The sequence below is a fragment of the Bifidobacterium miconis genome (assembly GCF_019331735.1).
Taxonomy (GTDB): domain Bacteria; phylum Actinomycetota; class Actinomycetes; order Actinomycetales; family Bifidobacteriaceae; genus Bifidobacterium; species Bifidobacterium miconis.
Genome location: NZ_JAHBBH010000041.1, coordinates 1 through 24,580 on the forward strand (window position 1 = coordinate 1; position 24,580 = coordinate 24,580).

Genomic DNA, 24,580 nt, shown 5'->3' on the forward strand with positions numbered 1-24,580 from the left:
CGCTCGTACTGTTCTGCGCGAACAACACGATGGCGCTGACCATCCCGCTCCTTTCCGGCATGCTCGTCGACCAGGTCATCACGCAGGGCCACACCGAACGGCTCGCGCACCTGTGCATGCTCATGATCGTGTTCACCATCATCCGCGTCGGCTCCCGATACGGCTACCAGATGTGGATGGAACGCTTCGGCCAGAACTCCGTCTACCGTCTCGTCTCCGACGAATACGAGAAGCTGCACGAACTCGACTTCACATACTTCAACCACACGCGCACCGGCGACATCATGAGCCGCCTGACCTCCGACACCGACGCCATCCGCCACGCGCTGAGCTGGGTGAGCTACAACGTGCTCGACTGCGTGGTCATGTTCATCGGCGCGCTGTGCGTCATGTTTTCGATCGACTGGCGACTCGCGCTCGCGCTTGCCTGCGTCACGCCGTTCATCTTCATCCTCACGCGCGGCCTGTCCACGCACGCCCACCCGCTGTTCTTCGCGATCCGCAACTCGCTCGCAAGCCTCAACTCGATGGTCGAGGAGAACATCGAAGGCAATCGCGTCGTCAAGGCGTTCGTGCGCGAACCGTACGAAACGCAGAAGTTCGACGAGCACAACGACGACTACATGCAGCGCAACATGGCGCTCGCGTACAACTCGCGCAAGTACATGCCGTGGCTCGACGGCCTCGGCTTCAGCCTGCAGCTCATCACGCTCGGCTTCGGCGGCTATCTGGTCATCACCGGCAACATGACGCTCGGCAACCTCGTCAGCTTCAACTCGTTCCTGTGGATGATCGACGGCCCCGTCCGACAGTCCGGCTGGCTCATCAACGACTGGCAGCGCTTCAACGCCAGCTGTATCAAGATCAGGAAGCTCCTGACAGCACAGTCGCGCATCGTCGAAAAGCCCGACGCGGAGGCCGCCGTCAAGCAGGCCGTGACCATCGCCGAACAGGTCGGCGCGGCGCATCCGCCGACCCCCGACCGCATCAGCGGCGAAATCCGCTTCGACCACGTCAGCTTCGCGTTCCCCGACGACCCGGACACGCCGATCCTCAAGGACATCGACTTCTCCATCCCGGCGGGCAGCAAGCTCGGCATCCTCGGCGAAACCGGCGCGGGCAAGTCCACGCTCGTCAACCTCATCTCGCGCTTCTACGACCCGACCGTCGGCCACGTGCTCATCGATGGCATCGACGCGCGCGACTGGCCGCTCGCCACGCTGCGCTCGCAAGTGTGCATCGTCGCGCAGGACACGTTCCTGTTCTCCGACACGATCGGCAGCAACATCGGCTTCGGCGCGAACAACGACGCGGCCCACGACGAACGCTACATCCAGCGCATGGCGCGCATCGCCGGCGCGGACAGCTTCATCCAGTCCATGCCGGAAGGCTACAACACGGTCGTCGGCGAACGCGGCGTCGGCCTGTCCGGCGGCCAGAAGCAGCGCCTGTCGCTCGCCCGCGCGCTCGCGGACGACCCGAGCATCCTGATCATGGACGACACGACGTCGGCCGTGGACATGGAAACCGAAGCGGAAATCCAGCAGCACCTGCGCGAAATGGACGGCGGCAAGACGATCATCACGATCGCGCACCGCATCTCGTCGGTCAAGGACTCCGACCTGATCCTCGTGCTCGAACACGGCCGCATCGTCGAACGCGGCACGCACGAGGAGCTCGTCGCCGCGCACGGCCGCTACTGGGAGATCTACCACAAGCAGCTGGGCCTGCAGTCCGGCGCCGCGCAGGGCTACTGATCCGCGCCTCGTCGCCACCGTCGCGACCGGCGCCGGCCGCGACGGCACGCGACGCCCAACGCCAAGCAACAAGCAAGACCAAAGCATTCCCAAGGATAAGGAATCATGGCACAACGCAATACGTACCGCGAGGATGAGGAACTCGAGGAGTCCATCAACTTCCACGACATCCTGCGCGTCGGCAACTATCTCAAACCGTACCTCGGGCAGGTGGCCCGCATCCTCATCGTCGTCGTGTCGATGAGCTGCATCGCCGTGTCCGTGCCGTACCTAACCAAAATCATGATCGACGAGGCGATCCCGCACAAAGACCTCGGCCAGCTCGGCACGCTCGCCGGACTGCTCGCCTGCCTGATCGTCGTCTACGAGCTCTGCCTGCGCTACCGCACCGTGTCCATCACGCGCGTCGGCCAGCTCATGCTCAAGGACATGCGCCGCGACATCTTCACGCACATCCAGACGCTGCCGTTCAGCTACTTCGACTCGCGCCCGCACGGCAAGATCCTCATCCGCGTGGTCAACTACGTGAACACGCTGTCGGACACGCTCTCGTCGGGCCTGATCAACGTGATCTCCGACGTGTTCACGTTCATCATCACGCTCGTGGTGATGTTCGTGATCGACTGGAAGCTCGCGCTGTGGAGCCTCGTGCTGTTCCCCGCGCTCATCATCTGGGTGTACGTGCTCAAGATCTTCCAGCGCCGGGCCTTCCAGAAGCTGTCCAACAAGCAGTCGAACCTCAACGCGTACATCCACGAGTCGATTGCCGGCGTGAAGACCACGCAGACGTTCGCGCAGGAGAAGTCTCAGTTCGAAACGTTCCAGCAGCAGCAGGGCGAGGTGCGTTCCGCGTGGATGAAGGCCGTGCACATCCAGTTCCTCATGTGGCCGGGCGTGCAGACCATCTCCGTGATGACCATCGCGTTCATCTACTTCGTGGGCGTGACCGGCTTCGGCGGCGTGAACGTGACCACGGGCGTGCTCATCGCGTTCGTCGGCTACGCGAACAACTTCTGGAACCCGGTCATCAACATCGGCAACTTCTACAACCAGCTCATCACCTGCTCCGCGTACCTCGAGCGCATCTTCGAGACGCTCGACGTGGTCCCGGAGATCGAGAACAAGCCGAACGCGGTCGACCTGCCGCAGATCCGCGGTCGCGTCGACTTCAACGACGTCGTGTTCCGCTACGAGGAGGGCGGCCGCAACATCCTCAACCTGGTCGACTTCCACGTCGAGCCGGGCAAGACGATCGCGCTCGTCGGCCCGACCGGCGCCGGCAAGACGACGATCATCAGCCTGCTGTCGCGCTTCTACGACGTGTCGGAAGGGTCGGTCACGATCGACGGATACGACGTGCGCGACGTGACGCTCGAATCGCTGCGCAAGCAGATGGGCGTCATGCTGCAGGACACGTTCATCTTCTCCGGCAACGTGCGCGAGAACATCCGCTACGGCAAGCTCGACGCGACCGACGAGGAGATCGAGGCGGCGGCGAAGGCCGTGCACGCGCACGAGTTCATCATGGAGCTGCCCGACGGCTACGACACGGTGGTGGAGGAGCGCGGCTCGACCCTGTCGGCCGGCCAGCGCCAGCTCATTGCGTTCGCGCGCGTGCTGCTCGCCGACCCGCGCATCCTGATCCTCGACGAGGCGACGTCGAACATCGACACGCGCACCGAAGAGGCGCTGCAGGCCGGCCTCGCGCACCTGCTCAAGGGCCGCACGAGCTTCATCATCGCGCACCGCCTGTCCACGATCGAGAACGCGGACGAGATCTTCTACATCGACCACGGCCAGATCGTCGAGCACGGCTCGCACAAGGAGCTGCTCAAGGACAAGGGCGCGTACTACCGGCTCTACGAGTCGCAGTACGCGATGATCCGCGTGGCGCAGGGGCAGTAGCGGGCTGAGGCAATGCCGTCTCCGGTCTGCCTTGGGGCGCTTGGGGCGGTCTGAACCGAGCGTTCGAGCCAAGCGAACCATCGGCCCGAATGACCGGCCCGAACGCTCGGGCCGAATGACCCCAGTACTGGCCGTCGCCGTCTTGTGGGGCATTCCGGTTGGTTCTTCGGCGTTATGTCGCGCTGAGGGCTGTCTGAGCGGGGCATATCTTCCAGACCTTGGGAGATATGCCCCGCTTATTGCATTCAGCGGGGTGTTTTGGCTGGGCTTTCGGTGTTTTGCTTCGCTGGAGCCCTGTTCTGCGGGGTGATTTGCCGAAGATGCATCGGTTTTGCTGCGTTGCGGAGCATGAGTGGGGTGTTTTGGTGGGACCTTCGGTGTTTCACCTCGCTGGGGCCCTGTTCTGCGGGGCAATTTTCCGAGGATCTGTCGGTTTTGCGCCGTTAAGCCGTGTTGGAGGGATATTTCGGTTGTACCGTCGGCATTTCGCTTCGCTGAGGGGGTTCTTGGCGGGGTGATTTGCCGAAGATCTATCCGGTTTGCTTCGTTGGGGAGTATTGGCGGGGTATTTCAGTTGGACCTTCGGTGTTTCGCCTCGCGGGGGGCCTTCTTGGCGGGGTGATTCTCCGAAAGGTCCGTCGGTTTTGCTGCGCTGGGGATGCTGCTGGCGGGGAACGTCGGTGAAGGTCTATCCGTTTTGCCGCGCGAATGATGCCGTGCGGACGGATCTCGGACGGTTTGCGGCGGATTACGACGCATTGCGACGGAAGCGATCGTCATGATTCCGTCACATACGTGAACAGAATGTAAATATCATCGTGAAACCCGATGAATATGATAAAGATACGACGAAATCGGCATGCGCGGCAAGGCAGAGCGACATATGCTGGAGCCATAACCGAAGATAGAGCAACTGAAAACCAACCGTTCAAAACGGCATGACACGGAAAGGAGTCCATCATGATGGACGAAGAAATGATGAACAAGGCTCTGCGTTCCCCGCTGGCCGCGAACGACCCGTCGCTCGGATACTACGCGCTCTCGCAGGCCGCCTGGAAGGCCATCAAGCACCTCGCAGGCCGCAAGTAAGCGCCGCCCGGCGTCGCGTCGCCGCCAATCGCGCATCGCAGACGCATACAGACTTTCTCGAACTTCAACGCTCGCCGGCGTAAGGACAGCCGCACCGATCCCAACCGATCGGCCCCGCGACCCGCGTAACGGCAGCCGACCCGCAAGGCCCGCATCCCGCCCGATTTCAACAATCGGCACGGATGCGGGCCTTTCTTTGTCGCGATCGTCCTACAGTGGTCATGGGAATGAACCGAACCGCCGACGGCGATGTGCCTGCCCGCCGGCATCGTCAATCGTCAAGAAGGGGCGACCATGAACCAGTCCATCCAATCCGGCGGCCAGTCCGGCGACCGGTCCGGCGATCGAAACAGTGCATCGAAGGCAGTGAGGCTCGAGCGGGGCCGTATTCTCATCGACGGCGTGCCGCGCGTGCTGCTGTGCGCGTCGCTGTTCCCGTTCCGTGTGCCGCGCGCGCAGTGGTGGCAGCGGCTTGAGGCAGTGAAACGGCTCGGCTACCACGCGATCGACGTGTACATCCCGTGGAACTTCCACGAAACCGCGCCCGGCGTATGGGATTTCACCGGCCGGCACGACATCGACGCATTCCTGCGCATGACACACGAGGCCGGCCTGTACGCGATGGTGCGGCCCGGCCCGTACATCTGCTCCGAATGGGACGGCGGCGCGATTCCCGCATGGGTCGCTACCGATCCGGCTCGCGGGGGCGGCGAGGCGCTGCGGCAGAACGATCCCGCGTTCCTTGACGCCGTGCGCGGCTGGTACGACCGCATCCTGCCGATCATCGCGCGCCGGCAGTACGGGCACGGCGGTCCGGTCATCATGGTGCAGGCCGACAACGAACTCGACTTCTACAGCTGCCGCGACCCGCGCGGCTACATCGGCGCGCTCGCCGGCATGATGCGCGAGGCCGGCATCGACGTGCCGATCGTCGCGTGCGCCGGGCAGGGCGACATCGCGCGGTCCGGCGCGGGCGATGCCGCGAACGTTGTCGTCACGCCCGCGGTCAACCTGTACGCCGACGACAACGGCGTCGACATGGATGCGCACGTTCGCTACTACCGCGCGGCCGTCGCCCGCCACGGCGCGCCGCTGATCGTCACCGAAACGAACCGCCTGCACCGCACGCTGCGCCGGCTCGTCGGCAACGGCGCGCAGTTCGTCGGCCCGTTCCTGCAGGTGTCCGGCTGGGACTTCGACCTGACCACGTCGGTGAACAACTGGGGCGCGCTCGAATCGTACATGACCCACGACTACGACTTCGGCGGCGTGATCGACCCCGCCGGTCAGGAGCGGCCGGACGCGGACGAGGCGCGCCGGCTGTCCGCGATCATCGCCGCGCTGGGGGAGCGGCTGGCTTTGGCCGATCCCGTGCCCGACGGCGAACGATGGCACGGCGTGGCGGCGAACGATCCTGACGGGCGTGCATTCGACGCGACGGACGACGCGGACCCGTCCGACGGCGGCGTTGCGATCGGCACGCTCGCCCTGCGCGGCGGCGGCCTGCTGACCACGCTCACCAACGTCGCACGTCGCGTCGCGACGGTCGCGCTCGCGTCCGACGCGTCCCCGTCGCTGCGTCTGCCGTCCGCGACGCTGCCCGCCGGCGCCGGCGTGATGCTGGTGCACGACATGCCGCTGGACGACGCGCTGACGCTGTGCGCGACGAACGGTGAGCCGGTCGCGCTGTCCGTCGCGGAGCACGGCGGCGATGATGACGACGCTGGCCGTGTCGATAACGTTCGCGTCGGAGACGATCATGCCGGCGTCGACTGTGCCGAAGACGGCCGGACGGCGGCGGTCACGTCGATCGAACTGTCCGCGCCGCTGTCGGTTCCGCAGCCGGGCACGGTCTGGGCCGCGTTCGCGCCGGCCGGCGGCGAGGCGATCGCCGTGATCCGGCAGACCGGGGACGTCGAGACGCGCGTCGAAAACGGCGCGCTCGTCGTGTCCGGCACCGACGGCACAGTCACGTTCTCGATCGACGACGGCGGGACGCGCACCTACCGCGTCGCGCTGTCGCGTCCGGCACGCCTGTACCGGCCGTCCTGCGCCGGCGAGACGACGATGACGGCGGTGGACACGACCGATGCGAACGTTGACGCAGAACCGGTGTGGGTTCCGGTGCCGGACGATGCGAACGGCCGCGCGCTGCCGATGGAGGATTGCGGCGTCTACGCCGGATCCATGCGGTACCGTGCGCCGCTCGACGCGGCCGAAGCCGGCGACGTGACCGGCGTGGTGTTGCGCGACGCAGCCGACACGATCAGCGTGCGCTGCGACGGCCCGGATGGGTCCGTGGTCACGCCGTGGCGGGCCAACGGCGGCGGCGCGCTGTACGTGCCGTTCACGCGCGAACGCAATGATGGCGCCGAGCTCGAAGCTCACGCCGGCGCTGCCGATGCAACTGACGCCGCCGCCATCGCCGGCTCCGATCACGCGGCGGAACGACCGCTCGCGCAACCCGAATCCCGTGTGCTCGAAGTCACCGCGCGCATCTGGGGACACTCCAACTTCGACGACGCGCGCCTGCCGTCGCTGCGGCTGAGCGCCAAGCGCGGCATCACCGGTGCGATCGCAGTCACCCGTGCATACGATCTCAATTCGGGTTGGCTGACCGAATACGCGCCCGACGATCCGGCCGCGGAACGCGACTTGCGCGCACGCGGACTGACGATCGGCGACGATCCGCTGCCGCGCGGCGGACTGGGCGGCCGCACCACCGACGTATGGCCGCACAAGCTCGCCTACACGCGCACGCTGCACGCGGGCGACGCGACGGCCGCGCTGCACGTCGAGCACGGGCAGACTCGCTGCGACGTCGCGCTCAACGGCCGGCCGGTCGGCGCGCTCACGCCGCTCACGCCCACGCTGTGGCTCGGCGACATCCATGACAGCGACCGGCTGACCGTGACCGTCTGGCGCACGTGGGGCGAGAACGCCGGACGCATGGCCCTGTTGACCGGCCGCGAAGTGACCGGCTGGACGATGGCGGCGCAGGGACTGCGCGAGCTGCGCGAGGCCGCGGACGTGGCGTTCGGTGCGGCGATTCCGGAGTCCGCCACGGATACTGAAGCGGCGTCCGGCACGGCGATTCCGGCATCAGCGACATCCGAATCGGACCGCACGGCGACGCTTCCGCTCGCCATCGCACCCGGCGCTGGCCAGTGGTTGCGCATTCCGGCCGATGCGATCGCCAAGTCTGTGCACGCGCGCAACACGGTCGTCCGGTTCCGCGGCGACGGGCTGCAGCTCACCTCCTTCACCCGGGAATCCTGCCTCGGACGCATGGTGCTCGGCGGTCTGCCGGGCACGGTGCTGGCCGGCGGGCGCGGCAACCTGTTCCTTGTGCCCGAAGGCGAGGGCGACCTGCGCGTCTGGGCCGAGGCCACGCGCGACGAGCCCGGCCGTCTCGATGCGGTCACGCTCGGCGGGCCCGTCGACCTGCCGCGCAGGGCGTGACGGCGTCGGCGGACGTGGTTGCGTGATGGCACCGGCGGACGTGGTTGCGTGCCGACGTTCGCCGTCGTTCGCCGGCCGCACCGCCGGCGTTCGCCGACCGGGCAGCTGCCGCACCGGCAGGGGCAGGCCGCACCCGCCGGACGCGCCGACGATCGCCCAGTACGCCGGCCACGCCGCAATATGAGCCGCATCTCGTATACCAATAAGCTATAGCGGGCGTGAAAACGTTGCGATTCCAACGTTTTCACGCCCTTCGTGTCGTTTCCCCTCGAAACGTTGACCGGCTAGTGTACATTACAACGACATTCATCGGTTCGGCATGGTATGGAACCACGCCCGCCCGTGAACGCCCGTCATACAGGAAACGAGAGGGAAGACCATGGCTACCACGCAACGCAACGTATTCAAGAAGGTGATCGCGCCCGTCGCACTGGCGCTGTCACTCGCGCTCGCCGTCGCCGGCTGCGGCGCGAGCTCGAACAACAACGCCAACCAGCCGAGCGAAACCGGTGCCAAAACCACCACCGGCACCGCCGTCAAGGATCTGAAGATCGCCAGCGCCTCCGCCGTGAGCACGCTGAGCGTCAATCAGGAGGCCGGCAGCGCCAACTACCAGCTCGCCGCGCTCTATCAGGAAGGCCTCACCGGCGTGGACGCCACCGGCAAGGTCGTGCCGGCGCTCGCCGAAAAGTGGAGCAGCACCGACAACAAGACGTGGGTGTTCGACATCCGCCAGGGCGTCAAGCTGCACGACGGCAGCTCGCTGACCACCGACGACATCGTCGACTCGATCAACACCGCGCGCGACTCCAAGCTGTCGCCGGGCCTGTCCGTCTACTGGCCGGACTATGTCGACAAGGTCGAGAAGACCGGCGAATGGCAGATCACCATCACGCTCAAGACCCCGCAGACCGAGTTCCCGACGCAGGTCTCGAACGTGGCCGGCCTGTTCGTCACATCCAAGAAGTTCCGCGAGGAGGCCGGCAGCGACTACGGTTCGGCCAGCAAGCTGATCGTCGGCACCGGCCCGTATCAGGTCACCGAATTCGACCCGTCCAGCCACGTCACGCTCAAGAAGTTCAAGGACTACTGGGGCGAGAACGACGGCCCCGACACCGTGCGCGTCGACTTCATCACCGAGGACTCCACCCGACTGCTCGCCTTCCAGGAAGGCAAGGTCGACGCCTCGTTCAACGTGCCCGTCACCAGCGTGAGCCAGTGGAGCAAGGACGGCGCCAAGGTCACCGCCTACTCCGACCGCTCCTACTACGGCCTGACCTTCGATCAGGGCGTCAAACCGTTCGACGACATCCACGTGCGCAAGGCATTCTCCTACGCGCTCGACAAGGCCGGCGTCGTCAAGGGCATCCTCAAGGGCTACGGCGAGGTCGCCACCGGCATCGACTCCCCGGAGCAGCTCGCCGGCTGGACCGACAACGACAAGGACAAGGCCGCCGAAAAGGTCAAGAACCTCGGCGCGCTCGACTACGACATCGACAAGGCCAAGGAGGAGCTCAAGCAGTCCTCGCAGGCCTCCGGCTTCAAGACCACGCTCACGTACCCGACCGGCTATCCGGCCGTCGGCAAGGCGTCCCTCGCGCTCGCCGAATCCCTCAAGCCGCTCGGCGTGACCGTCGACGTCAAGGAGATCCCGCTCGAGCAGTGGCTGAGCGAGGTCGGCAACGGCAAGCAGGGCGTGGCGTGGATGATCTACAACCCGACCACCCCGCAGCCGAACGAGGTCACCTCGTGGCTGCTCGCCGCCGGCGGCGCGGGCGCGAACCCGGCCAACTGGACCGACGCGGACGTGGCCGCGCAGACCGACAAGATCGGCACGCTCACCGACACGGACGAGAAGCTGCAGATCGTGCTCGACACCACCAAGACCGCGCTCGAGCAGGACATCTACTCGCCGGTCTACTGGGGCAAGGCCGCGGTCGCGACCAAGAAGGGCCTCGGTCTCAAGAACATCGACACGTTCTGGCTCGGCACCAACTGGGCCGCCGATTTCGTGGAACAATAAGCCGGTAGAACCGGTAGCGAAACCGCACTCGGCTCCCCTTGCCAGGGGAGCTGTCAGCCGTATGGCTGACTGAGGGGTAGTTAAGGAGCCGACCTTCTGACTACCCCTCAGTCAGCTTCGCCGACAGCTCCCCTGACAAGGGGAGCTTGGTTGTATGCCGAATGAGAACGTTGGAAGGGAGGAACCGTTGGACGCGCTGAAATTCCTCGGCAAACGGCTGGCGAACCTGATACTGCTGCTGTTCGTGCTGTCGCTGGTCACGTTCGGCCTGCTGTACATGACCAACAGCGACCCGGCCCGCACGCTCGCCGGCGCGAAGAAGGTGAGCGCCGAACAGCTCGCCGCCATCCGCGCGCAGTACCATCTCGACGATCCGCTGTGGCGGCAGTACCTGCGCTGGCTGAACAACCTGCTGCACGGCGACTTCGGCACGTCCATCCGCACGCAGCTGCCCGTCTCGCAGATGATCGGCCAGCGCGCGTGGATCACGCTCGCCCTCGCCCTGCTCGCGCTCGCCATCGCGCTCGTCATCGGCCTGCCGCTCGGCATCCTCGCCGCACGCCACAACGGCCGCTGGCAGGACCGGCTCGTCACCGCGCTCGCCGTCGCCGGGCTCAGCGCGCCGAGTTTCGCGGTCGGACTGCTGCTGCTCTACGGCCTGTCCGTGCAGCTTGGCTGGTTCCCGATCTACGGTCTCGGCGAAGGCGGGTTCCTCGACACGCTCTGGCATTTGCTCTTGCCGGCGATCACGCTTGCGGTCGGCCTGTTCGCGTCCGTGGTGAAGATCTCACGCGCCTCGCTCATCAAGCAGGTCGATTCCGACTACACGCTGTTCGCACGCTCGCGCGGCGTCGCCCGGTGGACGATTCTCGCGGCCCAGCTGCGCAACGCCGCGCTGCCGATCATCACGTCGTCCGGACTGCTCATCGCCACGCTCGTTTCCGGCACGGTGATCGTCGAAACGACGTTCGCGATCGGCGGGCTCGGCACGCTGCTGCAGACGTCGGTTACGTTCAAGGACATTCCGACCGTGCAGGCGATCACGATGATCATGGCGACGATCATCTGCGTCGCGACGGCGGTCGTCGACGCGCTCGCAGCGCTCGTCGACCCGCGCCTGCGCGTGCGGCGGTCGCCGGTTGCGGCCGTTGCGTCGGTGGTCGATCCGGGCAACGTTCGCGGGACTGACAACGACGGCACGATTGCCGGCGACGACCGCGCCGTCGATGCAGCCGCGCACGACGCCGACGCGAATGCCGGAAAGGAGAACGTGCGATGATGACTCGAATCTGGCATCGTCTGCCGCTGATCCTCGCGCTCGCCGTGCTGGCGGTCGTGGTGGTGTTCAGCGTCGTGCCCGCGCTGTCAGCCGGCGCGCTCGACCAGGACATCATGCTGTCGACGTCCCTGCCGGACGCCGACCATCCGCTCGGCACCGACTCGCTCGGCCGCGACGTGTTCAAGCTCACGCTCGCCGGCGCGAAGACGGCGATCATCGGCCCGGTCACGATCGCGGTCGGCGCGATGGCCGTCGGCCTCGTGTTCGGTCTGACCGCCGCATACGTTGGCGGCTGGGTCGACTGGATCATCTCCCGCATCGTCGAACTCATGCTCTCGCTGCCAACGTTGCTGCTCGCGATCGTCGTCGCTGGCGTGATCGGCGGCGGCTACTGGACGAACGTGCTCGTGTTCGTGATCCTGTACGCGCCGTACGAGGTGCGCCTCGTGCGATCCGGCGCGCTCGCGCACATCAACGACCCGTTCCTCGACGCGGCGCGCCTGCTTGAACTCGGACCGCTGCGCACGCTCGCGTTCCACCTGTTCCCGGTCATCCGCCCGCTCGTCGGCGCGGCCCTGTTCCTCGACATGAGCAACGCGCTCGTCTCGCTCTCGTCCCTTTCGTTCCTCGGCCTCGGCGTCTCGCCGCAGGACGCGGACTGGGGCCGGCAGCTTTCGGACGCGCGCAACCTCCTCTTCGACAACCCGTACGCGGCGATCGCGCCCGGCGTGGCCATCATCGTCACGTCGATCGCGCTCAACATCGTCGGCGACTTCATCACCGAGCAAAGCGAGAAGGCGGAACGATGAGCGACAAGACTGTTTCCTCCGCAAACGTTGCCGCCAACGATGCCAAGCTTGCGCACGTTGCCGCGAACGTTGCGCACGCTGCGAACGACGGCAGTGCGACCGTCGCGTCGCCGGCCGTGCGTGTGACCGGCCTGCACGTCACGATCGGCGGCAAGGAGATCATTCACGGCGTCGACCTGACGATCCCGCGCGACGCGACCGTCGCCGTCGTCGGAGAGTCCGGTTCCGGCAAATCCGTGACCGCGAAGGCATTGTCCGGACTACTGCCTGACCGGTCGGACGCCAGCGGCGACTACGCGCTGTTCGGCGAGCCGATCAACCTCGAAGCGGGGGAGCGCGCGTGGCGCAGACTACGCGGCGGCACGATCGTCTGGCTGCCGCAGGACCCGTTCTCCTCGCTCGACCCGCTGCGCACCTGCGGCCGCCAGATCGAAGACGGACTGCGTGCGGCGAGCCGCACCGGTCTCGCAGACGACCGAGCCGGCGACGATCGGCCCGTCGAGAGCGGCCGACTCACCAAGACGCAGCGCCGCGCGGCCGTCGAACGGCTGCTCGTCGACGTCGGCCTGTCCCAGGCCGTGTACGACGCGTACCCGCACGAACTGTCCGGCGGCATGCGCCAGCGCGTCGCCATCGCGGCCGCGCTCGCGCCCGACCCGCGCATTCTCATCGCCGACGAGCCGACCACCGCGCTCGACGCGTCCACGCAGGAAACCGTACTCGACCTGCTCGAATCATTGCGCTCCAGCCGGCACATGACGCTGCTGCTCATCACGCACGACCTCGCGCTGGCCGTCGAACGCGCCGATCATCTCGTCGTCTTCCACGGCGGACAGGTCGTAGAGGAAGGCGGCCGCGACCAGGTCGTGCACCATCCGCGTTCGCCGTACACGCGCGAACTGCTCGACGCGCACACGCGACTCGCCGTCACCGACAAGCCGGCCCCCGGCGACGTGGTGATGCGGGCCGATCACCTCAGGAAAACGTTCGCCGGTGCCGCCGCGCCGGCCGTCGACGACGTGTCGCTCGACGTGCGCGCCGGCGAAATCCTCGGCCTCGTCGGCGAATCCGGTTCCGGCAAATCGACCGTCGCACGCTGCATCGTCGGCCTCGAAACGCCTGACTCCGGCAACGTTGTCTACGCCGGCAACGATGGCAAGCCGACTGGCTGGTCGCGCGGCGAAGCACAACTCGTCTTCCAGAACCCGTACGGGTCGCTCAACCCGACCATGACCGTGCGTCAGACGCTCGCCGAGGCGTTGCGCGTGTCCGGCAAACCCGCCGACGACGCGGCCGTGCGCGCGCTCGTCGCCAAAGTCGGGCTGGAATCCGAATTCATCGACCGCAAGCCCGGCACGCTGTCCGGCGGCCAATGCCAGCGCGTCGCCATCGCCCGCGCGCTCGCGCCCGAACCGAAACTGCTCGTCGCCGACGAAGCCGTGACCGCGCTCGACGCGAACATCCAGACGCACGTGCTCGAAACGCTGCTCGAACTGCGCTCGCGGCTGGGACTGGCCATGCTGTTCATCTCGCACGATCTCGACACCGTGCGCCGCATCGCCGACCGCATCGCCGTCATGCGCCACGGCGAAATCGTCGAAACCGGCACCACGGACCAAGTGATGAGCCACCCGCGGCACGACTACGTGCGCACCCTCATCGCCGCCATGCCGCCCGCCCTCGACTGAATTTCCCTCGAATTTCCCCGCAAGGAGCCAGACATGACCCGCTACATCGCATACGCCGTCGAACAGGGCGAGACGCTCCGCGACATCGACGGTATCGCCATTCCGGAACCGACCGCCGCGGCGCTCGCCAAGGCCGGCGGCGCGCTCGTGCGCACCGTGTATCTTGCCGTGACCGATGCGGCCGCGAACGTTGCCGATGACACGACTGGCGAAGCCGGGGCTGCAAGCCCGTCCGTCGCGTCGCTGCTCGGCTATCATCGTCCGCACACGGCCCAGCAGAAGCTCACCGCGATCGGCGGCGACCGCACGTTGTGGGGCGAACTGATCGCGTTCGCAGAACGGCAATCGTTGGCCGAACCGGACGTCACCGTCGTCAAATACGACATCACCGAATCGGACGCGGCAACCGCAACCGCCGCGCCGCTGCCGGCCACCGACGCGACCGCGCACTACCGGCAGACCACCGAATTCACGTGCGGGCCGGTCGCTGTACTGACCGCGATGCACCGGCTCGGCATCGTGCCCAAGCCCACGCGCGCGGAGGAACTGCAGATGTGGCGCGAGGCGACCATCGCCGTCGCGTGCGAGCCGTACGGACTCGCGCTCGCCGCCGAACGCCGCGGCGCTCATCCCACGATCCGCGTCTCCCATACCGGTCCGGCGCTGCACCCGGACAGCAAGCTCGGCCTGCTCGACCCGGCCATGGCCCGCGACACGCAGCTCGCGTTCGAACGGCAGGCACACGAGGCCGGCATTCCCATCACGGTCGCGCCGTTCAGCGCCGACGACATCGCCGACGTGGTGAGCGAAGGCCATATCGCCGTCGTCCTCATCGACGAGCTGCGCATGCACGGCGAAGCCTGCCCGCACTGGATCACCGTCACCGGCCGCGACCCGGCCACCGGCGCGCTGCTCGTCGACGACCCGTGGACCGACGCCGAGTACGGCGAAACCTCCGTCGACGCATGGCAGCTGCCCATCCGGCCCGCCGACCTCGAACTCATGATCCACTACGACGAACCCCGCTCCGCCCAGGCCATGCTCGTCTTCTGAGCGGCGCGCACGAAAAGCGCGGAGAGGCTAGGCTGGTGGGCATGGACGTGACGACTTGCAGGCTGGACGGCCCGGCGGATTTCTTTTCGATCGGCCAGTTCGTGTCGGGGCCGGGCTGGCGTCATGCGCGCCGCGTGATCGACACGTTCGAGCTGGTGTTCGTGCGCCGCGGCGTGTTGCCGATGCGCGTGGGGGAGCGGGAGCTGACGATCGGCGCCAACCAGCTCGCGCTGCTCCCGCCCGGCGTTGAGCACGCCGGCTTACGTGCGATCACCGAACCGCTCGACTTTTATTGGATGCACTTTCGGCTGCCGGCGGGCGCTGGCGACATGCACGTCGGGGACGCCGACGACGCGGTCCGGCTGCCGCAGTCCGGCGACAGTCTGATCCTGCCGCACTGGTGCCGCGCCGCCGACCCGGACCGCCTGGCCGTGATGTGCGGCCAGCTCATCGACCTGTACGCGCGCTTCGGCCCGCATGCGAACACGTACTGCGACTATTTCCTCACCTGCCTGCTGCTCGAGGTGACCGCGCAGACGCGCGTGCTCGTGGCCGGCATGACCGAGTCGGCCGCCGATCGCGACGGGCGCGGCGCGGACGCCGCCGGCGCCGCGAAACGCTACGTGATGGGCGTCGACACGGGCGGCGGCGTGGGCGGATTCCGCCCGGACGGCCACACGGTGCGCATCGGCGGCGCGAACGTCGCCGTCGAGGGCCACCGGCCGGTCGGCCTTGGCCCGATGCTCTCGGTGCGCTCGTGGATCATGGCGAACGCCTTCGACGACATCACCGTCGCCAAGGTCGCCGATCGGTTCCACTATTCGCCCAGCTATCTGACGACCGTGTACAAGCGCGCGTTCGGCATCGGCGTGAACGACCAGATCGTCGAATGCCGCGTCGACCGCGCGCGCGAACTGCTCAGCTCCACGCCGTCGCCGGTCGCCGACATCGCGCGCGAAGTCGGCTATGACGATCCCAAGTACTTCATGCGCGTGTTCAAGCGCCGCACGGGACTCACGCCGGGCCAATACCGCGACGCGTTCCCCACGCGCCTGTACAACACGGTGTGAGCTGCGCGACGGCCTACGCCCGGTCGACCACCGAACCGCGGTCGATGAGCTGCGGGTCGACGAACACGTGACGCGTGGCGCGCTCCGGGTTCAAAATGCGCTCGACGAGCGTGCGCAGCGCCGCCTCGGCCAAGTCGCGCGGCGACGAGCGCAACACGGTGAGCGGGCGCGAGCTGAGCGTCGCGTAGCCGTCGATCGAAATCATCGAAATGTCCTCCGGCACGCGCTTGCCGGCCTTCTCCAGCGCCTGCGCGAGCGCGATCGCCAGATAGTCGGAGTGCACGAGCACGGCCGTGGTGCTCGAATCGAGGATGCGTTCGACGATTTCCTCCACGCCCGGCGCATCGTACGGCTGCACGCTGTCGAACACGAGCGTGCCATTGATGTCGGGCACGTCGTGCACGACCTGCAGCCAGCCGGCGAGGATCACGTCGGAGGTCGGCGTGTTGGTGAACGCGGCGGCGATGTTCGTGTGCCCGTGCTGGATGAAGTGCGTGGCGGCCTTGCGCACGCCGTACGGATGGTTGGTGCGCACCGAGTCGACGTAGTAGTCGCCGATGACCGGCTGGTCGCGTTCGACGACGGTGACCGGCAGCGGCGACGTCGAGATCCAGTCCCAGGTGCGCTGGCTGACGGTTGGCTCTGACGTGGGTGCGACGACGAGTCCGCACATGTTCGGGTCGGCGGCGAACTCGTCGAGGATGCGTTCCTCGTGGATGTCGCCGTTGTACGACGATTCGCGCACATTGAGCGTGATCTGCGCGTGCGCCGCGAGCGTGCGCATCTGTTCGATGACGCTCGGCCAGAAGAAGCTCGGTTCGGGCAGCATGACGCCGATCGACCGGCCGGCCAGCGCGGCCAGCGCGTCGGCCGCGTCGTCGCCGCCGCGTCCGTGCGCGCCGAGCCCGTACGGCAGTCCGGAGTGCGGGATGCGAGCGTTTGCGGCGGTGCCGTCGTGTGCGGCGAACGAGTTGCCGCCGGCGTTTGCCGTCGCGCCGAGCGAGCCCGGGCCGTATTCGCCGATCACGCCGATCGGTCCGTCGGTGCCGTTCGGGCCGAACGGGTCGTCGATGTAGTCATCGTGCGGGGCGCTGCCGGCATGCGCGGTTGTCGTAGCGCCGGGCGCATTGGACGTACCGGCCACGCCGCCGGTCGCCGTTCCGTCTGCCCCGACCGAGGCGACATTCGCGCGAACGCCGCGCGCGGGCTGGGCGTCGCGCACGGACATCGCGCCGCCGCGGATGCGCCGCAGGAGGCCCGCGTCGGCGAGCGTGGTGAGATCGCGGCGGATGGTGATGTCGCTGGTGTTGAGCAGGGCGGCGAGTTCCTGCACGGTGGCCACGTTCTGTCGGGTGAGAAGGCTGAGGATCATGTCCTGTCGTTCTGCGGGCAGGTAGTCGCGCTTCGTTGCGCCGGACGCCGCGCCGGCGCCGGTCTGCCGGGCGCCGTCTGTAGTGTTGGACATGGTTGTGCACATCTCCGTTTGTCCGCCGCTGATCATCAATGATTGATTGTCTGCATATGACGCTCGGCGATTGATGATCAACGTACCGTTGTTGATCGTTACTGTTTGCATTCAGTGTACCCGATTGCGCGCGTGAGCGTATCTGTTCGGACTGTCGCGAGTGTCGCGCGACGCCCGGCCTTCCGCCGTTCCGCGACGGGGTGTCCGACATGTCGGGTAGCGCGCGTGTATCGCGAGACGGCGACGCTCGTGCCGGTCCGTACGTCGTCCCGCCCGTCGTGCGCTCCCGACGGTTCCGCGCCGAAACCTGACACACACGTGTGATTGAAGTTGATTATTTCTGATCGATCATGTATGATTGGCGGCGAACGGCACAGCCGGCCGCGCAGTCGAGGTCGGCCGCGCAGCGCAGTCGTCACACAACACCACACGCCAAAGGAACGTCATGAGCAAGTACAGCAACGAATTCTGGACCGTCACCTCCGGAGATCTGTCGCAGCGCCGCGAAACGCTGACCACGCCCGAAACCGTCGCCGACCCTGGCGACGCGACGAAGATCGTCGTCGACACCGCCGACCGCAAGCAGCCGTGGCTCGGCGCCGGCGCGGCCATCACCGACGCCGCCGCCTCCCTGATCTGGGGATCGATGGACGCCGAGCAGCGCCACGCCTTCCTCGACGACTGCTTCAACCCGGCCAAGGGCGGCTTCTCCGTCATCCGCATCCCGCTCGGCTCCTGCGAGCCGGCCGCGCAGCCCTACTACACCTACGACGACCTGCCGTTCGGCGAGCACGACAACGCGCTCACCAAGTTCTCGCTCGGCGAGGGCGAACCGGGCGCGCCGGACGCCACCAAGGACTTCAAGTACATCATCCCGGTCGTGCTCGAGATCCTCAAGATCAACCCGGCCGTCAAGATCATCGCCTCCCCGTGGAGCGCGCCGGCGTGGATGAAGAACACCGGCCACCTGTGCCAGGGCGGCCACCTGCGCTTCAACGAGTGGACCGGCAACGGCTTCGACCCGATGCACGACAGCTTCGAGGGCTGCTATGCACGCTACTTCGTCAAGTACGTCGAGGAAATGGCCAAGATCGGCATTCCGATCTGGGGCGTCACCGTGCAGAACGAGCCGAGCAACGCGCCCAAGTGGCCGGCCATGATGTGGACGCTCAAGCAGCAGGCCGAATTCGCGCACAACTTCCTGCGCCCGGCCATGAACGAGAAGTTCCCGGAGATGCGCATCTTCATCAACGACGACTCCACGCACAACCTGCTGTGGCCGGTGCGCGAGCTCGTCACCCCGGACGAGGCTGCGTCCATCGACGGCCTGACCGTGCACACGTACGAAGGCCCGTACTCCAACTTCTTCAACGCGTCGCGCTCCTACAGCCACTGGATGTTCGGCATGACCGAACGCCGCTGCATGATCGACGAAACGCCGGAGGACGCCGCGCACATCATGTCCGGCATCATCGGCAACTGGCTCGTGCGCAACGGCGAATCGTTCATCACGCTGTGGAACATCGCGCTCGACGAGCGAGGCCTGCCGAACCAGGTCGGCGCGACCGGCCGCCGCGGCGTCGTGACCATCCAGCACGAAACCGGACAGGTCATCCGCAATCTCGAGTACTTCATGCTGCGCGCCTTCGGACAGGACGTCGAACCCGGCTCCGTGGTCGTGCGCTCCAGCAACTACACGCCGGACGGCTGGTCGGGCGGCCTCGGTTCCGTGGCCTTCCTCGCGCCGAACGGCGACGTGGCCGCGCACATCTACAACCCGACCGGAGAGCCGATCGAGGCGGCCGTGACGATCAACGGCGAGGGTGCGGCGTGGCAGAAGGTCACCGTGCCGGCGTGGGGCACCGTCACCGTGCACAAGGGCTACGGCGAGATCAACACGTCCACGGTTCCGGCCGACGACGAGTTCGAGCTCAACCCGGCGCCGAAGCACCTGCTCGGCGACGTGGCTCCGGGCAAGGTGCGCGTGTGGGGCCAGGACGAGTGACCCTATGCGGTTCCGGTATTTGCCGGACTTGAGCTGTGGGTTCTTATTCCTGAGCTCTCCTTGTCAGGGGAGCTGTCACGCAGTGACTGAGGGGTAGTCAGACCCGTTGCGCCGAGTATGGCACAATGCCATTGAGATTTGCGGGCGCGCGATCGGACAACAGGCATCCGGTCGCGCGCCCGCCTTTGCATGCGCGCTGCAATTCGGTGTGCGACCCGAACATTATTGTTTGCGTTTTTGGTAGAACGTGGTAAAAAATGTTTGGTTGTGCTATGATGGGAACCACTGGGACACTTAGCGGTCAGCAAGCGGCGGCGTGCCGGTCCGGCCCGTCCGCCCGATCCCACAGATGATGACAAGGAGAACGTCATGACAACCATTCTGGTCACCGGCGGTGCCGGCTACATCGGTTCGCACACCGACGTCGAGCTGCTCAATCAGGGCTACGACGTGGTCTGCGTCGACAACTACTGCAACTCGTCGCCGAAGTCGCTCGAGCGCGTTGCTCAGATCACCGGCAAGCAGGTCAAGGCCTACGAGGGCGACGTGCGCGACGAGGCGCTCATGGACCGCGTCTTCACCGAGAACAAGATCGACTGGGTCATCCACTTCGCCTCCCTCAAGTCGGTCGGCGAGTCCGTCGCCAAGCCGATCGAGTACTACGACAACAACCTCAACAGCACCATCGCGCTGCTCAAGGTCATGCGCAAGCACAACGTGAAGAAGATCATCTTCTCCTCGTCCGCCACCGTGTACGGCACCCCGAAGCAGCTGCCGATCACCGAGGAGACCCCGACCGGCGGCACCACCAACCCGTACGGCACCACAAAGCTGTTCGAGGAGCAGATCCTGCGCGACGTGCATGTGGCCGACGACTCGTGGACCGTCGTCATCCTGCGCTACTTCAACCCGGTCGGCGCGCATCCGTCCGGACTCATCGGCGAGGACCCGAAGGGCATCCCGGCCAACCTCACCCCGTACGTCGCCAAGGTCGCCATCGGCGAGCTCAAGGCCGTGCAGGTCATGGGCGACGACTACGACACCCCCGACGGCACCGGCGTGCGCGACTACATCCACGTCGTCGACCTCGCCAAGGGCCATGTCGCGGTCATCGGCAAGATCGACAAGCCGGGCGTGTTCACCTACAACCTCGGCACCGGCCACGGCTACTCCGTGCTGCAGGTCATCAAGGCGTACGAGAAGGCCGCCGGCCACGAGATCCCGTACGTGATCGTGCCGCGCCGCCCCGGCGACATCGCCGCCTGCTACGCCGACTCGTCCAAGGCCGAGCGCGAGCTGGGCTGGAAGGCCGAGCTGGGCATCGACGACATGGCCGCGTCCTCGATGAACTGGCAGACCAAGAACCCGAACGGCTATCGCGACGCCGAGTGACGTTGCGCCGCGAGCCGGCCGTTTTCGTGGCGGAAATGTCTCGCCGACGACATCGTCGGCGAGACATTTCCGCCACTCTCGTATGGATGTGCATCGCGTCGCGTGTCGGACGCGTGCGTGATCTACGATCGATGATGATCGAAGTCGTCTGAACGCGATTGTTGTGCCGGGTGGGTGAGCGGACGGTCGCGAGCATCGAGAAGGACATCACCATGGTGCAATACCGCGACGTCAAACCGTCCGAAACCAATGATCTGGTCGACCTGATCAATTACGCGTTCGGACTGCAGGCACAGCGCTCGCTCGCCAAAGCCTACGCCGAAACCGGCGACGTGCTGCCGTCGCGCCACAAGGTCGCCGTCGACGAAACCACCGGCCGCCTGCTCGCCGCCGTCGGCATCTACCCGCAGGACATCACCGTCGGCGACCGCACGATCCATGCCGTCTTCCTCGGCTGCGTGTGCGTGCATCCGCGCCATCGCGGCGAAGGCCACATGCGCAAGCTCATCGACCTGTGGCACGGCGAACTGCAGCGCGACGGCCGCACCGACATCATGGTGTTGTGGGGACTGCGCCACCGCTACGCGCACTTCGGCTACTCGCCGTGCGGCTGGAACCAGACGTACAGCGTCAACGAATCCGACGTCAAGCACGCGCTCGCCGGCGCCGACGCGACCGGCATCACGTTCCGGCCGATGTTCACGCGCGACGGCGACGCCGAACTCGTCGTCCGGCTCAACGACTCGCGGCTCGTGCACGCCGAACGGCCGCTCAACGTCATCGAACGCATCGGCTCGTATCTCGGCAGCGAATCCATCGCGATCGATCGCAACAACAATACGATCGGCTATCTCGTGCGCGCCGCCGGCGACCACGCGGACGTGCGCGAACTCGCGCTCGCCGATCCGGCCGATGCGGGCGCGGTGAGCAAGGCGTACCTCGCCGCGCTCAAGCCGTGCGGCAAGCACGCGATCGCCGTCAAGGTCGCGCCGTACGAAGCCGAACTCAACGCGCGCTTCGCCGCGTTCGCCGAGGACATGACCGCGAACACGGTTTGCCGTGCGAACATATTCAACTATGCGAACGTGCTCGAAGCATGGCTGCCTGTCGCGGCGCGACTGTGGCGGCTCGAGCCCGGACGGCTCTCGCTCGTGCTCGACGGCCAGCCCGTCACCGTGACCGTGCGCGACGGGGCGGCCGGAGTCGCCGCGTCCGATACGCGCAATGCGCTTGACGCGCATGATGCGGTCGACAGCCGTGCCCAGGTCGGCGCGCAGACCGTGACCGTGGAACGCGCCGCCGACCCGGACGCACCGCAACTGAACAAGACGGATGCGCAGGACCTCATCATGGGCACCGCCGCGCGCTACCGCCGCGACCTGCCCGTCGCTCCCGCCGGCTGGTTCCCGCTCCCCATGAGCTGGTATTGGCCCGACCTCAACTGACCTGCGGCCCTGACGGCGTTGACGGTAAATCCTTATTCGTAGTGGTCCTTTGCGGAGAGGATACAGAGGCGGTCGCCGTCGACCGTGTAGATCAGTCGGTCCGCGGAGGTGATACGGCGCGACCATGCGCCGGGAAACGTCCATTTGAGCTGCTCGGGTTTGCCGATGCCTTCAAACGGACTGCGCAGCGTGTCCTTGATGAGCGCGTTGATGCGTTTGACCGTGCGCCTGTCATGCGCCTGCCAGTACAGATAATCGTTCCATGCGTCGTTCGTCCAGCACAGCAGCATTACGCGTCTCCCGGTTCGATAAGGTCATGCGAGGAGACGTTGCCCTGCCGGACCTGGTCCAATCCGCGTGCGATCTTGTCGCGCAGATACGGATTCTGATGGACGCGCAGCGATTCCATGAGGGAGTCGTAGTCGTCGACTCTCATGACGATCACATTGTCCTCCGGATTGATGTTGGTGACGAGCAGCATGTCGGCGTCTTCGTTGACTTTGCGCATGTAGGACTTGAGGTTGTTGCGGAATGCGCTGTACGACACTGCCTGCACCATGACGTTCTCCATTCTCGGCGGCGACTGTGCTTGTACCGGATATTGTACAAGATGGTGTGGCGCGGCATCTCGTAAGGTAGCGGTCATGGGATTCCCTTTCGTGCATCGTTGCGGACAATAGTGCGTTTGCCTGTATTGCGACGGTAGGTCATCTTCGGTGTTCCCGTCCAGCTCAACCGGCCCATGTGGTCGAATGGTCGGGAGTTATCCACAACAGGTGCCTTGTGCGACGGATAATGTGGATAAGTGTTCTGCATATCGTTGAACGTTGCGCTGTCTGCGGCGTTCAGTGCGTCTGCCAGAGGAGTAGCGTCATGAAGATCATCATTGCACCGGATTCGTTCAAGAACTGCATGACCGCGCGTGAGGCGGCCGAGGCGATCCGCGCCGGATTCGCCCGCGTGCTGCCCGACGCGGACTACGACCTGATCCCGATGGCCGACGGCGGTGAAGGCACCGTCCAGTCGCTCGTCGACGCGACCGGCGGCGAACTGCGATACGCCGACGTGCTCGACCCGCTCGGCCGGCCGATCCGCGCCGCGTACGGACTGCTCGGTGACATGACGGTCGGATCGGCGGCTTCCGTATCGACTGAACCGTCAGATCATGCAAGTCGTGCCGGTGCCGTCGACAATCGTGCCGCGGGAGCGACCACATCGACGCTGTCTCCCGCCCGCACGGCCGTCATCGAAATGTCCGCGGCGAGCGGCATCCAGTTCGTCGACGACGAGACGAAAAACCCGCTGACCGCCACCACGTACGGCACCGGACAGCTCATCCGCGCCGCGCTCGACGCCGGCGCCCGCCGCATCATCCTCGGCGTGGGCGGCTCGGCCACCAACGACGGAGGAGCGGGCATGGCCGAAGCGCTCGGCGCGCGCCTCCTCGACGAGCATGGCCAGCCCATCCCGCACGGCGGCGGTTTTCTCGACCGTCTCGCCGCCATCGACGTGACCGGACTGGACGCACGGCTCGCCGCGACCGACATCATCATCGCGTCCGACGTGACCAACCCGCTCATCGGACCGACCGGCGCGTCGGCCGTCTTCGGCCCGCAAAAAGGCGCGACCCCGACCATGATCGCCCGTCTTGACGCGAACCTCGCGCACTACGCCGCCGTCATCGCCGCGCAGCTCGGCCGCGACGTGGCCCATGCTCCCGGTGCGGGCGGCGCCGGCGGACTTGGCGCGGGCCTGCTCGCCTTCACCAACGCGACCATGCAATCCGGCGTGGAGATCGTCGCGCGCACCGTACGGCTCGCCGAACGCGCGGCCGATGCCGACTGGTGCATCACCGGCGAAGGCGGCGTCGACGCGCAGACGCAATACGGCAAAACCCCGGTCGGCGTCGCGCAGGCCGCACGACGCGACAATCCGCGCATCCGCGTCGTCGCGCTCGCCGGCCGCGTCGACTATGGTCCCGACGGACATGCGCTCGACCCGCTGCACGATCTCGGCATCGACGCCGTGTTCGGCATCACCCCGGCCGCCATGCCGCTCGCCCACGCCCTTGCCGACGGCCCCGCCAACCTCGCCAACGCCGCCGAAAACGTGGCTCGCCTCATCGTCGCCGCGCAGTA

General features: G+C 66.5%; 17 protein-coding genes. 14 read left to right on the forward strand and 3 right to left on the reverse strand.

Annotated elements, in window-relative coordinates:
- From KIH79_RS10815 to KIH79_RS10855, 10 genes are all read left to right on the forward strand, one after another.
- A partial coding sequence (locus tag KIH79_RS10815) for an ABC transporter ATP-binding protein (protein ID WP_236023811.1) occupies positions 1–1,757 on the forward strand: 1,757 nt, incomplete at its 5' end.
- A 105-nt stretch (positions 1,758–1,862) separates the two neighbouring features.
- On the forward strand, positions 1,863–3,662 hold the full coding sequence (locus KIH79_RS10820) for an ABC transporter ATP-binding protein (RefSeq protein ID WP_219059377.1): 1,800 nt from the start codon (positions 1,863–1,865) through the stop codon (positions 3,660–3,662).
- A 960-nt stretch (positions 3,663–4,622) separates the two neighbouring features.
- Positions 4,623–4,751, forward strand: a complete 129-nt coding sequence (locus tag KIH79_RS13065) for a hypothetical protein (protein ID WP_274518586.1) — start codon at positions 4,623–4,625, stop codon at positions 4,749–4,751.
- Between the two features lie 294 nt (positions 4,752–5,045).
- Positions 5,046–8,213 carry a beta-galactosidase gene (locus tag KIH79_RS10825; protein ID WP_219059378.1) on the forward strand — a complete coding sequence of 1,056 codons (3,168 nt, stop codon included), beginning with the start codon at positions 5,046–5,048 and terminating at the stop codon, positions 8,211–8,213.
- A 379-nt stretch (positions 8,214–8,592) separates the two neighbouring features.
- Positions 8,593–10,236 carry an ABC transporter substrate-binding protein gene (locus KIH79_RS10830; protein WP_219059379.1) on the forward strand — a complete coding sequence of 548 codons (1,644 nt, stop codon included), beginning with the start codon at positions 8,593–8,595 and terminating at the stop codon, positions 10,234–10,236.
- 187 nt (positions 10,237–10,423) lie between these two features.
- Positions 10,424–11,515 carry an ABC transporter permease gene (locus KIH79_RS10835; RefSeq protein WP_236023812.1) on the forward strand — a complete coding sequence of 364 codons (1,092 nt, stop codon included), beginning with the start codon at positions 10,424–10,426 and terminating at the stop codon, positions 11,513–11,515.
- The gene (locus KIH79_RS10840; protein ID WP_236023813.1) at positions 11,512–12,324 is read left to right on the forward strand and encodes an ABC transporter permease; all 813 of its coding nucleotides are present in this window, start codon (positions 11,512–11,514) and stop codon (positions 12,322–12,324) included. Before KIH79_RS10835 ends, KIH79_RS10840 begins: the two co-directional genes overlap by 4 nt.
- Positions 12,321–14,012 carry an ABC transporter ATP-binding protein gene (locus tag KIH79_RS10845; RefSeq protein WP_219059381.1) on the forward strand — a complete coding sequence of 564 codons (1,692 nt, stop codon included), beginning with the start codon at positions 12,321–12,323 and terminating at the stop codon, positions 14,010–14,012. Before KIH79_RS10840 ends, KIH79_RS10845 begins: the two co-directional genes overlap by 4 nt.
- 33 nt (positions 14,013–14,045) lie before the next feature.
- Complete coding sequence (locus tag KIH79_RS10850) at positions 14,046–15,065, forward strand: peptidase C39 family protein (RefSeq protein ID WP_219059382.1); 1,020 nt, start codon at positions 14,046–14,048, stop codon at positions 15,063–15,065.
- 41 nt (positions 15,066–15,106) lie between these two features.
- Entirely contained in the window at positions 15,107–16,135 is a 1,029-nt protein-coding gene (locus KIH79_RS10855; RefSeq protein ID WP_219059383.1) for an AraC family transcriptional regulator, read from the forward strand.
- A gap of 13 nt (positions 16,136–16,148) precedes the next feature.
- Here the strand turns inward: KIH79_RS10855 and KIH79_RS10860 are convergent, their stop codons facing one another.
- The gene (locus tag KIH79_RS10860) at positions 16,149–17,600 is read right to left on the reverse strand and encodes a substrate-binding domain-containing protein (RefSeq protein ID WP_219059384.1); all 1,452 of its coding nucleotides are present in this window, start codon (positions 17,598–17,600) and stop codon (positions 16,149–16,151) included.
- A gap of 445 nt (positions 17,601–18,045) precedes the next feature.
- On the opposite strand from KIH79_RS10860, the gene KIH79_RS10865 reads away from it, so the two are divergent.
- The 3 genes from KIH79_RS10865 to KIH79_RS10875 all read left to right on the forward strand — a co-directional run bounded on the left by KIH79_RS10865 (position 18,046) and on the right by KIH79_RS10875 (position 22,442).
- The gene (locus KIH79_RS10865) at positions 18,046–19,605 is read left to right on the forward strand and encodes a glycoside hydrolase family 30 protein (protein WP_219059385.1); all 1,560 of its coding nucleotides are present in this window, start codon (positions 18,046–18,048) and stop codon (positions 19,603–19,605) included.
- 369 nt (positions 19,606–19,974) lie between these two features.
- Entirely contained in the window at positions 19,975–20,997 is a 1,023-nt protein-coding gene (gene galE, locus KIH79_RS10870; RefSeq protein WP_219059386.1) for a UDP-glucose 4-epimerase GalE, read from the forward strand.
- Between the two features lie 212 nt (positions 20,998–21,209).
- Positions 21,210–22,442, forward strand: a complete 1,233-nt coding sequence (locus tag KIH79_RS10875) for a GNAT family N-acetyltransferase (protein WP_219059387.1) — start codon at positions 21,210–21,212, stop codon at positions 22,440–22,442.
- 32 nt (positions 22,443–22,474) lie between these two features.
- Here the strand turns inward: KIH79_RS10875 and KIH79_RS10880 are convergent, their stop codons facing one another.
- Positions 22,475–22,732, reverse strand: coding sequence for a Txe/YoeB family addiction module toxin (locus KIH79_RS10880; RefSeq protein WP_219059388.1), 258 nt, complete (start codon positions 22,730–22,732; stop codon positions 22,475–22,477).
- Positions 22,732–23,001, reverse strand: coding sequence for a type II toxin-antitoxin system Phd/YefM family antitoxin (locus KIH79_RS10885; protein WP_219059389.1), 270 nt, complete (start codon positions 22,999–23,001; stop codon positions 22,732–22,734). Before KIH79_RS10885 ends, KIH79_RS10880 begins: the two co-directional genes overlap by 1 nt.
- A gap of 314 nt (positions 23,002–23,315) precedes the next feature.
- Between KIH79_RS10885 and KIH79_RS10890 the strand changes: the two genes are divergently transcribed.
- The coding region (locus KIH79_RS10890; protein ID WP_219059390.1) for a glycerate kinase at positions 23,316–24,580 on the forward strand (1,265 nt) is incomplete at its 3' end.